Origin of the sequence: Candidatus Electronema sp. TJ, from assembly GCF_048287355.1 — a bacterium.
Lineage (GTDB): Bacteria > Desulfobacterota > Desulfobulbia > Desulfobulbales > Desulfobulbaceae > Electronema.
Genome location: NZ_JBLWEP010000008.1, coordinates 1 through 12,574 on the forward strand (window position 1 = coordinate 1; position 12,574 = coordinate 12,574).

Consider the following 12,574-nt stretch of genomic DNA (forward strand, 5'->3'; position numbering starts at 1 on the left):
TGTATCCAGACTCCGGCGAGGCTGAGGAACAGCAGGCTTTGCCGACAGCGGAAGGACAGCCCTTCTCGGAGGCCAATCATGGCGCAAGACACAGCAAAGAAAAAGGAAATCATCGGCAAATTCGCGGCTCACGAAGGCGACACCGGCTCGCCGGAGGTGCAGATCGCCCTGATTTCCGACCGGATCAGCTACCTGACCGAGCATTTCCAGACCCACGCCAAAGATCATCATTCCCGTCGTGGTCTGCTCAAGCTGGTCGGCCAGCGGCGCAGCCTGCTCGCCTATCTGCGGAAGAAGGACATCAATCGCTACCGCACCGTGATTCAGGCTCTGGGGATCAGGAAGTAGTCCATTCTGCCTCCTGCTGCGTCGCAACGGGAGGCAGCCTTCCCACTCGACATTTGTAAAAAATAGCTCATGACTCTGCTTCCTTGGTTTCTTTTTATTCTCTTGATCCTCGCCCTGCTTTTTCTTGATCTGGGTGTGTTTCACAAGCAGAACAAAGTCATTTCCGCCAAGGAGGCCCTCCTTTGGACAATGTTTTGGGTGGCGTTGGCCCTCCTCTTCAATGTCTTCATTTTTTATGCCTACAGCCGCAACTGGCTGGGCATCGGCCTTGGTGAATATGCGCTGAAATCCGGCAAGGATGCGGCTTTAAAATTTTTCACCGGCTACATCATTGAAAAATCCCTCAGCTTAGACAATATTTTTGTCATCGCGATGATTTTCTCCTACTTCAAATTGGAGGGAAAATATCAGCACCGGGTGCTGTTCTGGGGCATTTTAGGCGCATTGATCCTGCGTGGCGTGATGATCCTTGCCGGAACAGCCTTGATTCAGACCTTCAGCTGGATGATTTACGTCTTCGGCGGCTTCCTGATCCTCACCGCAGGCAAGATGCTTTTCAGCGGCGACGAGGAAATTGATCCAGAAAAGAACCTGCTCATCCGGGTGGCGCGGAAAATTTTTCCTGTTTCGCCAAATTTTGAAGGCGAAAAGTTTTTCACCGTGCTGGATGACGGCAGAAAAGCGATCACGCCGATGTTTCTTGTGCTTCTGATTGTTGAAAGCACCGACGTGCTCTTTGCCGTGGATTCCATTCCCGCCATTTTCGCCGTTACTACCGATCCGTTCATCGTCTTCACCTCGAACGTGTTTGCCATACTCGGCCTGCGCTCGCTGTATTTCGCCTTGGCCGCCATGATTGGCATGTTCCATTACTTGAAAATCAGTCTGGTCTTTGTCCTTGCTTATGTCGGCGTGAAAATGATCCTTTCCCATCATTATCCTGTCCCGACCGGCCTCTCGCTCGGCATCATCGCCGTAGCTCTTGGCGCGGGCGTGGCTGCCTCGCTGCTCTTTAAACAGAAGGAAGCGGCACCAGACGCAGAAAATTGATCCTGTCACAGAAAGAAAAAAGACCTGGCCAGCAGTCCGGGATGACGTTGAACGCAAAGGAGTTTGCATGTACAAAAGGATAGAGGTTGCAGTTGGCGGGCGGAGCATGGCCTTTGAAACCGGCAAGCTGGCCAAGCAGGCCAGCGGCTCGGTAGTGGTTTCCTGCGGGGACACGATGGTGCTGGTCACGGCGGTGGCCGAAAAAAAAGCTAAAGACGACATGGGATTCATGCCCTTGACTGTTGAGTATCAGGAACGTCTTTATGCTGCCGGTCGGATTCCGGGCAACTACTTCCGCCGCGAAATTGGCCGACCTTCAGAAAAGGAAATTCTGACCAGCCGCCTGATTGACCGCCCAATGCGGCCTTTGTTCCCGAAGACATGGAGGGCAGAAACTCAGGTGATCGCCACAGTGTTTTCCGCCGAGCCTGAGATTGATCCTGACATTCTGGCTATGAACGGAGCCGCCGCTGCATTGGTCTTGTCTGATGTGCCATGGGCCGGGCCAGTCGCCGCTGCCCGTGTTGGTTATGTGGACGGCGCGTATATTCTCAATCCCGGCAAGAGTCAGCTGGCAAAATCGAGGATGAATCTGGTGGTTGCCTGCACCGAGACCGCTGTGGTCATGGTTGAAGGCCGCAGCGAGGAATTGAGCGAGGATCTGGTCTTGGATGCCATTTTTTTTGCTCATCAGGCAGTGCAGCCGCTCATCGCCGCTCAGAAGGAGCTGCAAGCGGCGGCGGGCAAGCCGAAACGCAGCGTGACTCCGCCTGCGGTCAACGAGGAGCTGAAGGCCAAGGTCGAGCAGCTTGCCGCCGCAGGTATGGAAGAGGTGATCGCTACGCGGGAGAAAATGGCCCGCTATAGCCGCTACGATGCCTTGGTGGACGAGGTGCTGGCCGGGATTGATCTGGAGCAGCATAAAAAAGACCAAGTGATCGAGCTGGTTGACGAGTACAAGAAAAAGGTCATGCGCGGGCGCATTGTCAATCAGGGTGTGCGGCTGGACGGGCGCAGCCACGATCAAGTGCGGCCCATTCAATGCGAGGTTGGGGTGCTGCCCAAGGCGCACGGCTCGGCGCTGTTCACACGCGGCGAAACCCAGGCACTGGTAGTGGCCACGCTGGGTTCTGAGCGCGACGAGCTGCACGTCGAGGGGCTGACCGGAGACGTTTACCGCCGTTTCATGCTCCATTACAACTTTCAACCGTTCTGCGTTGGCGAGGTGCGCGCCCTGCGCGGCCCCAGCCGCAGGGACATCGGCCACGGCACCTTGGCCCGGCGCGGCATCGAGGCAGTTCTGCCTGACCCGGCGGGCTTCCCCTACACGCTGCGCCTTACCTCCGAGGTGCTGGAGTCTAACGGTTCTTCCTCGATGGCCACGGTCTGCGGCGGCAGCTTGGCTCTGATGGACGCAGGTGTGCCGATCAAATCGCCGGTTTCCGGCGTGGCCATGGGGTTGATCAAAGAAGGCGACAAGGTGGTGGTGCTGACCGACATCCTTGGCGATGAGGATCATCTCGGCGACATGGACTTCAAGGTTGTCGGCACAGCGAAAGGAATCGCCTCGCTCCAGATGGACATCAAGATTGACGGCGTGGACCGCGAGATCATGGGTAATGCTTTGGCACAGGCCAAGGCTGGCCGTCTGCATATTTTGGAGAAAATGCAAGAGGTGATCGGCACCCCCCGGACCGAGATCGCCGATCATGCGCCAAAGTATGTGACCACCAAAATCAGCCAAGATAAAATCCGTGACATCATCGGCCCTGGCGGCAAGATCATCCGCGAGCTGACTTTGGAGTTTGATGCCAAAATTGACGTGGACGATGACGGCACGGTGAAGATATTCGCCAAAAGCAACGAGTCCGCCTCTGCCCTGCTCGCCCGTATCGAGGGAATGACCGCCATGCCGGAAGTAGGCCGGATATACAACGGCACGGTTAAGACGATCAAGGATTTCGGTGCATTTGTCGAGATTCTGCCTGGTACTGACGGCATGGTGCATATCTCTGAGCTGGCCCCGCAGCGGGTCGCCAAGGTCGAAGATATTCTCAAAGAGGGCGACAAGATCAAGGTCAAGGTGTTGGAAGTTGACAGCCGAGGCCGCATCCGCCTCAGCCGCAAGGCGGCGATGGAGGAAGGTAACAGCTGATTCTATGCAACCGCTCCGCTTCCTGCGGACAAGGCATGGTGACAAGATGACGAGGAGAATATGCAGCAGTCTGGCCGCGTTTGCGTTTATTATTCTGCTGGCCTCTTGGGCCGAGTCTGCGGAAGTGGTTGATGCCTGCGCCGCCGTGGTCAATCAGGATGTCATTACCGTGTCCGAGGTTGAGGAGGCGATCAGACCATTTGTCGAGCGGATCAAAGCAGAGGTGCCGTTCAGCCAGCGGGATGAGGCGATGCGTCAAGCCCGGAGGAACGTGATTGACAAGCTGATCGAAAAGCATCTGATGTTGCAGCAGGCCGAGCAGATGAAAATTTTGGTTTCAGCAGCAGAAGTCGAGGCGGCACGGAAAGATGCTCTGGAGCGCGGCGGAGCCAGCGAGGAAGAGTTTAAGGCCGAGCTGAAGAAGATGGGCCTGACGGAACAGCAGTATCGGGAAAAACTCAAAGAGCAGATTCTCAGCTCCAAGCTGGTTGGCTACGCAGTACGCTCTAAGGTGGTGGTGCCAGAGGAAAAAATCAGACAGTATTACGAGAATAAATATACCGCTAAAGCCTCTGGCTACCATTTGCTCCAGATCGGCTTTGCCTTTGGCAGCTCGAAGCAAGCTGCTCGGCAGAAAGCTGAGGAGGTCCGGCAGCTGGTCGTTTCAGGTCAGGATTTCCGAGAGATAGCCAAACAGCGTTCGGAGCTGCCTTCGGCAGCGGACGGCGGCGACATTGGCGTGTTCAAGTCCGAAGAAATGGCTCCCTATATGCGGAACGCAGTGATTTCTCTTCAACCGGGCGGCATCAGCCCCGTGGTTGAGACTCAGGACAGCTTCATGATTTTCAAACTCCTTGCCTCCGGTCAAGATGCGGCCAAGGCTCCGTATGAGTCGGTCAGGACTGATATCCACGAAATCCTGCTTAAAGAGGAAATGGAGACGCGTTACAAGGCATGGCTGGAGGAAATCCGCAGCGGGGCCTACATCAGGATTTTGTGATCAACACAACAACCCCTCAGCAGATATGAACAAGCAAGAAGGCACGGAACAACAGGCGGACGGCGGACGGCAGGGTTCGGTTGGCGTGATGCTGCGGCAGCTGCGGCAGGAGAAGGGTGTCAGTCTCCGCGATGTCGCCGAAGCGACCAACATTTCCACTTCCAACTTAGTTGCTATTGAGCATGAGCAGTACGCGGATCTGCCCTCCAACACCTTCGTCCGCGGACAGGTGGCCATCTACGCAAATTTTCTCGGTATTGACGGCGCAGAGGCTGCGAGAAGATTCATTGCCGAGCGGGAGAGTCAAGAGCGCAGTCGCCCGAAGAAGTCTGCCCGCGAGTCTGGCGGCATGTCAGCAAAAAAGCTGGCTGAGCCGGCCCAGCTTTCCGCCGCCACACTGGCGGGCGGCGTGCTGCTGTTGATCATTCTTTTTATCGCCGGATTCTCCTTGTACACCGGCTGGAACCCGCTCTCTTTTCTGATGCCGCACGAGCAACGCCCAGCAGCGCAGATCGAGGCCTCTCCAGAAATCCAGCAGCATATTCCCACAGGCAACTGAACGGCTCGGTCGCAGCCGTTGTTCAAAATATGCGCCGGAAGACTTCGGCGCATGCAGCTGGAGCATCATACAATGTATCTCTTGCATAAGAGCTTGGCAGTTTGCCCCTGCGCTGGCCGTCCGAATACCGCAGGGGCCTGCCCTGCGGCGCAAAGCTTGCCGGAGAAACATTTCATGCTGCTCCGGCAATACATGCGTTGATACATGCCGTTTTTTTTGCGAATCAAAATACCTCCCTTTTATATGCAAAAAGGTCTCCCTTCTATATATAAAAAGGGAACCCTTTTATATGGTGAAAGGTATGCTGTTTGTTTCAGACATTGAGGCAGGCGCAGGGGCCTGCTCCTGCAGCGCAACGGTTGCAGGAGAAACATTTTATACCGCTTTGACTATATTTTTCGCTATTTGCTCCGCATGTCGGTGATCCAGTCCCAGTGCGCGGGCGGATTTTCGATCAGATTGCGGCAGCGCCCGCTGTAGAGCGCGTAGAGCTTGGACTCTGGATGCCGCTCGGTCAAAGTCTGAAAGAGCGGGTCTGCGTCCTCAAATTTGCCGAAGCTGTAAAGCGCGAAGGCTTTTTCATACATTTTCATCTCCTCAGCCCGCTCCCGCCAGCAGTCCGCTCTCATGAGCTGGAAAATGGCCACCGGCTCGCTTTTGCCCACCACCCGCACCGTGTCTATCTGCTGGAAGACCATTGACTCCACGTCCACTGCCTCGTGCACGGCCCCGCTGACAACGATGTCCGCGCCGTAGTATTTGGTCAGACCTTCCAGCCGCGAGGCGAGATTGACTGAGTCGCCGATCACCGTGTACTCAAAGCGTTGCTTGGAACCCATATTGCCCACCCGCGCCGTGCCGCAGTGGATGCCGATGCCGATGTGGATGGACGGGAGGCCGCGCTTGAGCCAGTCCCGGTTCAGCTCCTCCAGCTCGTTGAGCATGGCCAAGGCGCATTCACAGGCGTGGCGGGTGTGCTCTGGAGTCCGCACCGGGGCGTTCCAGAAGGCCATCACCGCATCGCCGATGAATTTGTCCACGGTGCCGCGCCGGTCCATGACAGCGGCGGTCATCGGGGTCAGATATTCATTAAGGAAGCCGCAGAGGGCCTCAGGCCGCATCCGCTCGGCCATGCTGGTGAAGCCGCGAATGTCGGAAAACAGGATGCTCAGTTCTCGCTCCTCGCCGCTGAGCACCAGGCTGTCTTGATTCTTCACCAGCTCTTCGACCACCGCCGGGGCCAGATACTGCGAAAAAGCGGCCCGGAGGCGGGATGTCTTCCGTTCCTCCGCGAAATAGTTGAGCAATGTCAAGGCGGCGAACAGAAAGAAGGCGGTCGCCGAAGGAGCGACCATGTCAACCAGCAGACTGTTCCAGAGAAAGTTCCATAGAGTGAAGAGAATGCTGCCGCCCACCACGCCTAAGGTGATAAGCAGGCCGCCCGCTGCGCCCGCCTTGGGCAGGAGCATGGTCAGCAGCAGACCGATGACGCAGAGCTGCACGACCTCCAGCCCCCGCAGCCATTCGGGCCGCCGGAGATAGCTGCCGTCCAGAATGGTGTTGAGGGCATGGCCATGAAACTCCACGCCGGGAAAAGCTTCGCTCACCGGCACTGCAATCAGATCGAAGAGGCCTAGGGCAGAGGTGCCGACCAGCACATAGGCCTGCCGCAGCGCAGCCCGATCAAAACGGCCTGCGAGGATGTCGGCAGCGGAGATATAGGGCAGCCTGCGGGCCGCGTCTGAGAAACTGGCCTCATCCAGCGGGGCGCTGAAGCTGACCAGCAGCTCGCCCCGCATGGTGGTCGGAATCAAATGCGGTCCGACTTGGACTGCGCGCACTCCGTTCTCGTTGCTGCTCACCTCGATCGGCTGCCCGCCTGCTGCCGCTTGCAGCATGGCCAATGTCAAGCTGGGATACAGGCCGTCTTGGAAGTTGATCAGCAGAGGCAAGCGGCGGACGATGGCATCACTTTCCGGCACGATGTTGAAGAATCCGCTGCCTTGCGCCGCCTGCGCAAAGAGCGGCAGGTTGGCATCCGCTCCGCTGAAACGGTGCAGGAACGGAGCCGGGTCATGGTCCCGCAAGAGGAAGCTGCCGCTTTTGAGGATAGCGGAGCTTCCGGCTTGGTGGGTGAAGATATGACCGAGCACGACCGGCACAGGGCTGGAGGCAAGGGTTTCAGCCAGCACTTGGTCGTTATCAGGCAAGTTCAGGAGATAGTCCCGCACACCGGACGGTATATCCGGCTTACTTTCAGTGAGGCGTACCGGCGAGCTGCGGTCGGGCTCGGCAAAGACCATGTCAAGACCGATGACCGTCGGCCCGGCTGCGGCGACAGCGCGAATCAGCTCTGCTGTGCGGCTGCGCGGCCAAGGCCACTGGCCGAACTCGCGCAGGCTTTTCGGATCGATATCAACGATCACCACTGGCGGCTTGGCCAGCGGAACCGGCAGCTGGGCCATAAGCTGGTCAAAAGAGCGCAGGCGCAGCTCGTTGAGCAGCAGCGGATTCCAGAGGGAAATGCCGGTCAGGGCAAGAGAGATCACCGCGCCGACAGCCCGCACCAATCCGGTTGCGCTGATTTTCTTCAACGAAGAAAGCATCGACGGAGAAAGTCAGTGCCGCCGGGCGGAGGGGCCGCAGCGGGTCACGGCCCGCTCAAGGGCATGGAGTGTCTCTTCATCGCTGATGCCGACACTCTCAGCCGCCTTGAACACTCGTTTTTTCTCCACGCCGCCGCAGCCGAGAGCCTTCAAACAGGGGAGAATCTTCATCCGTCCGCTCTTGGCTGCGAAGGCGAGGATTTCCGCCGGAGCCACGCCAGCGGCTCGACTCTTTTTCGCCGCCCAAGCAAGACTGCAGCGTTGCTCAGCTTGGAGGAAATCCTTCTGCCAAGGTTCGGCGGAATCCATTTCGGCAGCGGAGTCAAGCTCCGGGGCGATGCCGCTGAGGACGCGACGGGCCGTCTGACCGAGCGCGACGGGCGGCAAGGCCGGAGCGTCTGCCAGAACGCCCGCTGCCGACAGCGGGCCGACAAGAACCGAGCCGCCTGCCGCCGCCCTCAGCTCCACTGCTGACGCGCCGCCGCCGGTGATTAAGACCGTCAGCAGCGAGGAAGGCTGGCGCGGCGAAGGCGCAACCGCCACTGCGAAATCTGTGCCCCGCACCCCGGCGGCGGCGGTCGGGGTCTGAATGATGAAGGCATTGTCCTCGCCGGTCACCTTGGAGACCACCGCCCGCAGCCTGCCCAGCAGCAGCTGTAGCCGGGTGTCGCGCTTGCCCGACTCCGGTTTGAAAATCGCTTTGTCCAGCACCAGCTTGGACTGGGGGGAAAGGGTCAGCAGGCTGTTGTCCTGCATAAGGAGCGTGACCCGGCTGTCCTTCTCTGTGATCAGCGTGTCGCCGCTGAAAACCGGTGCCGGTAGGCTTTGGTCCAAACGAAAGCTCTCGGTCCCGCCTTCGTAGATGATCAAAGCCGCGCCTTGGACACTCTGCACTTTGCCCACTTGCGCTCCCCGCTCATCCCTCCGGGGATGCTTTGAGGGCTGGGCTGCTGAAGACAGCGCAGGCGCAGGCCAGCCCGCCGCCTTGCTGAAGAAATCCAGAAGCTCCTGTTCGGACAGCTGGGTTACAGCGGCAGAGGACACTCCTGCCGCAGACGAAACAATCAGGAGGAAGCAGCAGAACAGCAGGCTTCCTGCAATCTTCTTTGGGATCATGGTATCCTTCTGCATGTTATTTCCTTCTGCGGCGGTAGATGCTGCAATTCAGCCCAATCTCAGGGGCGATGCGCCGCAGTGTCTTTGGTGACTTCCAGCAGACGCGCACAGGCCGGGTGATTCTGCCGCTTTCATCAGCGCTGGCCACGGAGAGCGGACACAGCAGCGTGCTTGCTCCGCCTGCCGGACTGAGCAGCTCGACAAAAGATTGCCCGCCGCCTGTGAGGACAGCGGTCAGCAGCTGGGACGGCGCATCTGGCGCGGGCGCGACAGCCACTGCGAAATCTGTTCCCCGGACTCCTGCCATCAGCGTCGGAGTGCGCACTGTGAAGGAGCTTTTTCCAGCCAGCTTGGAGACTACGGCCCGCACCCGTCCCAGCAGGAGCTTCAGCTTGGTGTCCCGCTTGCCTTCAGGTTTGAGAGCCGCCTGATCAATGGTCAGCTTGGACTGGGCAGAGAGCGAGAGGACGCTGTTGTCCTGCATGAGGAGCGTGACCTTGCTCTCCTTCTCTGTGACCAGCGTGTCGCCTGTGAAGACCGGCGAGTCTCGTTGCAGGCGGAAGGCTGCGCCGCCGGCCTTGCGCACTGCCAGCGCCGTGCCTTTGACAAGCTGCACTGTGCCTGCCGGTGCGCCCTCGCCCGGCTCAAAGCCATCCTTGATCACCGTGCCCGGAGGCAGGAGCGGTTCCGAGGGCGTGTGCTCTGTCCTCATGAAGCGGATGAGCTTGTCGGAAGCCTCCGTGCCAGCACGTTCAGAGGCCCGTCCTTCTGGAGCCGGCAGCAGCGTCAGCAGCAGCGCAAGACCGCCCGCAGCGGCCTGCGCATATCTCTTTATCCTCTTCATAGCCTCTTCACCTCGCCATTTGTTTATAGTGCATGACCCGATGTCACGATTCAGCCTGCGCAGCTGTGCCCTGCTCTTTGCTCAGGCTTCATCAGCATGGCCAGCAGGCCGCCGATGAGATAGACCAAGCCCCCTGCCCAGAGGATGTCGCTGGCAAAATGGCCACCCTGCAAGATGCGGGCGATGCCGACCAATATGCCGAAGCCCAAGCCTGCGGCAAGAAAGCCCGCTGCCGCCCTGCGCTCCTCGTCGCGCAGCACAAACCAGGGCACCATCACAGCAAAGGCGATGGCCGCGTGGCCGGAGGGGAAGGAGCTGTTGGTTCCGGCCTCGCCCGGCTGCCAGCACTGCGTGAACTGGCGGCTGCCGCCGAACTCGACGATCTCTCTCGGCCTGGCCCTGCCCACTTGCTCCTTCAGCACGATGTTGACGGTCAGCCCAGGACCCAAGGCCATGCAGAGAAGGATGAAGGCGGCTTGTCTCCGCCAAGGAGCGAGGCTTGCCCGGAAGAGACTGGCCAGCAGGACGGCCAAGGCGGCGGCGGCAAGCGTCAAGGCCGGAACCGCCGCCCACTTGTAGAGCTGCTGCCACGGAAAGATGTTGCCGGTCGGCCAAGCCCGGCTGGAGTCCGACTGCATGGCCGCAATGGCGAGATCGCGGGGCACCAGCGAGGCGATCAGCCGGTCTGCGTCGGTGAGCCAGAGCACGGCGCTGGCCAGCAGCAGGAAGAGCGCGGTCAAGGCAAGCTCAAGCAGTCGTTTGGTGCGCATGGACATTGGAACGTGCAGGACAGGCAGAGGCTGACGGGCAGAGGAAAAGCAGGCTATTCATTCCAGCGGCGCTTTTTTGTTTGCAACTCTCCCCCAATAATACTATATTGCTGAGGCGGATGCCATGCGCAAGCGTCGGCGGCTGCAAAAAAGCATCGTTGTCGCACAGGGCGGGTAGCTCAGCTGGATAGAGCATTGGCCTTCGAAGCCAAGGGTCGCAGGTTCGACCCCTGCTCCGCCCACCAGCATGTCAGGAAAGCCCTGCGTAAGCGTGGGCGGCTGCACAAAAGTATTTTTGTCACACAGGGCGGGTAGCTCAGCTGGATAGAGTATTGGCCTCCGAAGCCAAGGGTCGTGGGTTCGAATCCCGCCTCGCCCACCAGCGTTCGCAGCAGTTCTTTCACACACCTTTCCGCTTCGGCACGGCCTTCCGCCGCGCCTGTCCCGCAGTCCGTATCCCTCAGCCGTAATACTCCCTGTACCACTTGACAAACCTGCTGATGCCCTCGGCGATGGTGGTCTGCGGCTTGAAGCCGATCTCCCGCACCAGATCATCGACATTGGCATACGTTGCCCGTACGTCGCCCGCCTGCATGGGCATGTAGTTGCGGATCGCCTTCCTGCCCAGACAGTCCTCCAGCACCTCAAGGTAATGGAGCAGCTTCTGCTTGTCGTTGTTGCCGATGTTGTACAGCCGCCAGGGGCAGTAGCTGGTTGCGGAGTCCGGCGCGGCACCGCTCCAGTCCGGGTTAGGCACGGGCAGATGATCAATCAGGCGGAACACCCCTTCGACGATGTCGTCGATATAGGTGAAGTCCCTCTCCATGTCTCCGTTGTTGAAGATATTGACCGGCTCGCCTGCCAGTATTGCCCGGGTGAAGAGAAACAGGGCCATGTCAGGCCTGCCCCAGGGGCCGTAGACTGTGAAGAAGCGCAGTCCGGTGCAGGGCAGACGGTAGAGATGGCTGTAGCTGTGGGCCATCAGCTCGTTGGCCTTCTTGGAGGCTGCGTAGAGCGACACCGGGTGGTCGACGTTGTCGTGCACCGAGAACGGCATGGAGGTGTTGGCTCCGTAGACCGAACTGGACGAGGCGTACAGCAGGTGTTTGACACGGTTGTGGCGGCATCCTTCCAGCACATTCAGAAAGCCGATGATATTGGTGTCGGCATAGGAATGCGGGTTGATCAGCGAGTAGCGCACGCCGGCCTGCGCGGCCAGGTTCACCACCGCGTCAAACTGCTCCTCGGCAAAGAGCCGGGCCATCTTGTCGCGGTCGGCCATGTCAAAGTGCGCGTGGCGGAACGCGGGAAAGGCCAGCAGCTGCGCCAGCCTGGCCTTCTTCAGGTTGGGATCGTAGTAGTCGTTGAGGTTGTCCAAGCCCACCACAGTGCGTCCGGCCTCAAGCAGGCGTTTGGACAGATTATGGCCGATGAATCCGGCTGCGCCGGTGACGAGTATCTTTTGCATCAAGGTGTGAAGGAAAAGGTGATGGAGCGGACCGCTCCTGTCTGCCCGCCTGTTCTTGCGCAGCAGGCGCAGGCCGCTGCTCTGCGTGAGCGCAGGCGGCCACTGCAAGCAGGCGCATGCGGCCATTATAAGCAAGAGCAGGCTGCTGCTCTCAGCAGGCGCATGGTCTCACTCAAACTGAGGCCCTGCGCCTGCTTGGTTTATGACCGTGCCGCGCGCATCAGTCCGAGAAATCGCCCTCCGGGCCTTTGTCGGTGCAGAGCGCGGCGGCGCGGGCGCGGATCTTCTCCTCTGTCCAGTCCTCCGGCGACTCCATGCGCCCAGCCTTCGGGCCAAGGTCATAGGAGCCTGCTTCGAGAATCGCATCCACGGCGTGGCGGGCTGTGCCCTGGGCGTTGAAGACCTGCGTCAGCATGGTGAAGACGAAGTCGCTGACCCGCCGGGCCATGCGCTCGCGGATCTCGCGCGGCTGGCCCATGATCCGGTTCTCAAAGGGCGCGTTCAGACTCTTGTAATTGCCCTTGGACCAGCCTTTCTCCTTGGCGTAGGCCTTCATCTGCGCCCACAGCTCCTCTGTCACGCCCTGCCCTTGCACCTTGATGAACTCACCATTAGCATCAAGGATGGCGTTGCCGTAGTCGTTCACCTCCACGCCCCA

At 59.4% G+C, this 12,574-nt stretch carries 10 protein-coding genes, 2 tRNA genes and 1 pseudogene; 7 read left to right on the top strand and 6 right to left on the bottom strand.

The genetic code is table 11. From position 1 onward, the window contains the following. Positions 1-78 precede the first annotated feature (78 nt). The 5 genes from rpsO to ACNKID_RS01265 all read left to right on the top strand — a co-directional run bounded on the left by rpsO (position 79) and on the right by ACNKID_RS01265 (position 5,112). Positions 79-348 (top strand): 30S ribosomal protein S15, encoded by a 270-nt coding sequence (gene rpsO / locus ACNKID_RS01245; RefSeq protein ID WP_417911615.1) that lies wholly within the window; start codon positions 79-81, stop codon positions 346-348. 69 nt (positions 349-417) lie between these two features. Further along, a complete protein-coding gene (locus ACNKID_RS01250) occupies positions 418-1,398 on the top strand; it encodes a TerC family protein (RefSeq protein ID WP_417911616.1) in 981 nt (326 codons plus the stop codon). Between the two features lie 67 nt (positions 1,399-1,465). Continuing rightward, positions 1,466-3,553 carry a polyribonucleotide nucleotidyltransferase gene (pnp, locus tag ACNKID_RS01255; RefSeq protein WP_417911617.1) on the top strand — a complete coding sequence of 696 codons (2,088 nt, stop codon included), beginning with the start codon at positions 1,466-1,468 and terminating at the stop codon, positions 3,551-3,553. Between the two features lie 46 nt (positions 3,554-3,599). Beyond that, positions 3,600-4,553, top strand: a complete 954-nt coding sequence (locus ACNKID_RS01260) for a SurA N-terminal domain-containing protein (protein ID WP_417911618.1) — start codon at positions 3,600-3,602, stop codon at positions 4,551-4,553. Positions 4,554-4,578: 25 nt separating this feature from the next. Further along, positions 4,579-5,112 carry a helix-turn-helix domain-containing protein gene (locus ACNKID_RS01265; RefSeq protein ID WP_417911619.1) on the top strand — a complete coding sequence of 178 codons (534 nt, stop codon included), beginning with the start codon at positions 4,579-4,581 and terminating at the stop codon, positions 5,110-5,112. Positions 5,113-5,513: 401 nt separating this feature from the next. Here ACNKID_RS01265 and ACNKID_RS01270 read toward each other — a convergent pair whose 3' ends face one another. From ACNKID_RS01270 to ACNKID_RS01285, 4 genes are read right to left on the bottom strand one after another with little or no spacing between them, the layout of a single operon-like run. After that, the gene (locus ACNKID_RS01270; protein WP_417911620.1) at positions 5,514-7,718 is read right to left on the bottom strand and encodes a CHASE2 domain-containing protein; all 2,205 of its coding nucleotides are present in this window, start codon (positions 7,716-7,718) and stop codon (positions 5,514-5,516) included. 12 nt (positions 7,719-7,730) lie between these two features. Continuing rightward, positions 7,731-8,849 carry a FecR family protein gene (locus ACNKID_RS01275; protein ID WP_417911621.1) on the bottom strand — a complete coding sequence of 373 codons (1,119 nt, stop codon included), beginning with the start codon at positions 8,847-8,849 and terminating at the stop codon, positions 7,731-7,733. Between the two features lies 1 nt (position 8,850). Then, entirely contained in the window at positions 8,851-9,678 is an 828-nt protein-coding gene (locus ACNKID_RS01280; protein ID WP_417911622.1) for a FecR family protein, read from the bottom strand. Between the two features lie 50 nt (positions 9,679-9,728). Next, positions 9,729-10,448 (bottom strand): phosphatase PAP2 family protein, encoded by a 720-nt coding sequence (locus ACNKID_RS01285; protein WP_417911623.1) that lies wholly within the window; start codon positions 10,446-10,448, stop codon positions 9,729-9,731. Between the two features lie 168 nt (positions 10,449-10,616). Between ACNKID_RS01285 and ACNKID_RS01290 the strand changes: the two genes are divergently transcribed. Both ACNKID_RS01290 and ACNKID_RS01295 read left to right on the top strand, forming a co-directional pair. Then, positions 10,617-10,693 (top strand) — tRNA-Arg (locus tag ACNKID_RS01290). A gap of 60 nt (positions 10,694-10,753) precedes the next feature. Beyond that, positions 10,754-10,830 (top strand) — tRNA-Arg (locus ACNKID_RS01295). A 78-nt stretch (positions 10,831-10,908) separates the two neighbouring features. Here ACNKID_RS01295 and ACNKID_RS01300 read toward each other — a convergent pair. Both ACNKID_RS01300 and ACNKID_RS01305 read right to left on the bottom strand, forming a co-directional pair. Continuing rightward, complete coding sequence (locus ACNKID_RS01300; RefSeq protein WP_417911624.1) at positions 10,909-11,916, bottom strand: NAD-dependent epimerase; 1,008 nt, start codon at positions 11,914-11,916, stop codon at positions 10,909-10,911. Between the two features lie 220 nt (positions 11,917-12,136). Further along, positions 12,137-12,574, bottom strand: a pseudogene (locus tag ACNKID_RS01305) (ketose-bisphosphate aldolase); the annotation flags it as partial.

Coding starts and splice junctions, on each gene's coding strand:
- ACNKID_RS01275 (WP_417911621.1), bottom strand. CDS start 8,849: ATGCAGAAGGATACCATGATCCCAAAGAAGATTGCAGGAAGCCTGCTG.
- pnp (WP_417911617.1), top strand. CDS start 1,466: ATGTACAAAAGGATAGAGGTTGCAGTTGGCGGGCGGAGCATGGCCTTT.
- ACNKID_RS01260 (WP_417911618.1), top strand. CDS start 3,600: ATGACGAGGAGAATATGCAGCAGTCTGGCCGCGTTTGCGTTTATTATT.
- ACNKID_RS01265 (WP_417911619.1), top strand. CDS start 4,579: ATGAACAAGCAAGAAGGCACGGAACAACAGGCGGACGGCGGACGGCAG.
- ACNKID_RS01280 (WP_417911622.1), bottom strand. CDS start 9,678: ATGAAGAGGATAAAGAGATATGCGCAGGCCGCTGCGGGCGGTCTTGCG.
- ACNKID_RS01270 (WP_417911620.1), bottom strand. CDS start 7,718: ATGCTTTCTTCGTTGAAGAAAATCAGCGCAACCGGATTGGTGCGGGCT.
- ACNKID_RS01285 (WP_417911623.1), bottom strand. CDS start 10,448: ATGCGCACCAAACGACTGCTTGAGCTTGCCTTGACCGCGCTCTTCCTG.
- ACNKID_RS01300 (WP_417911624.1), bottom strand. CDS start 11,916: ATGCAAAAGATACTCGTCACCGGCGCAGCCGGATTCATCGGCCATAAT.
- ACNKID_RS01250 (WP_417911616.1), top strand. CDS start 418: ATGACTCTGCTTCCTTGGTTTCTTTTTATTCTCTTGATCCTCGCCCTG.
- rpsO (WP_417911615.1), top strand. CDS start 79: ATGGCGCAAGACACAGCAAAGAAAAAGGAAATCATCGGCAAATTCGCG.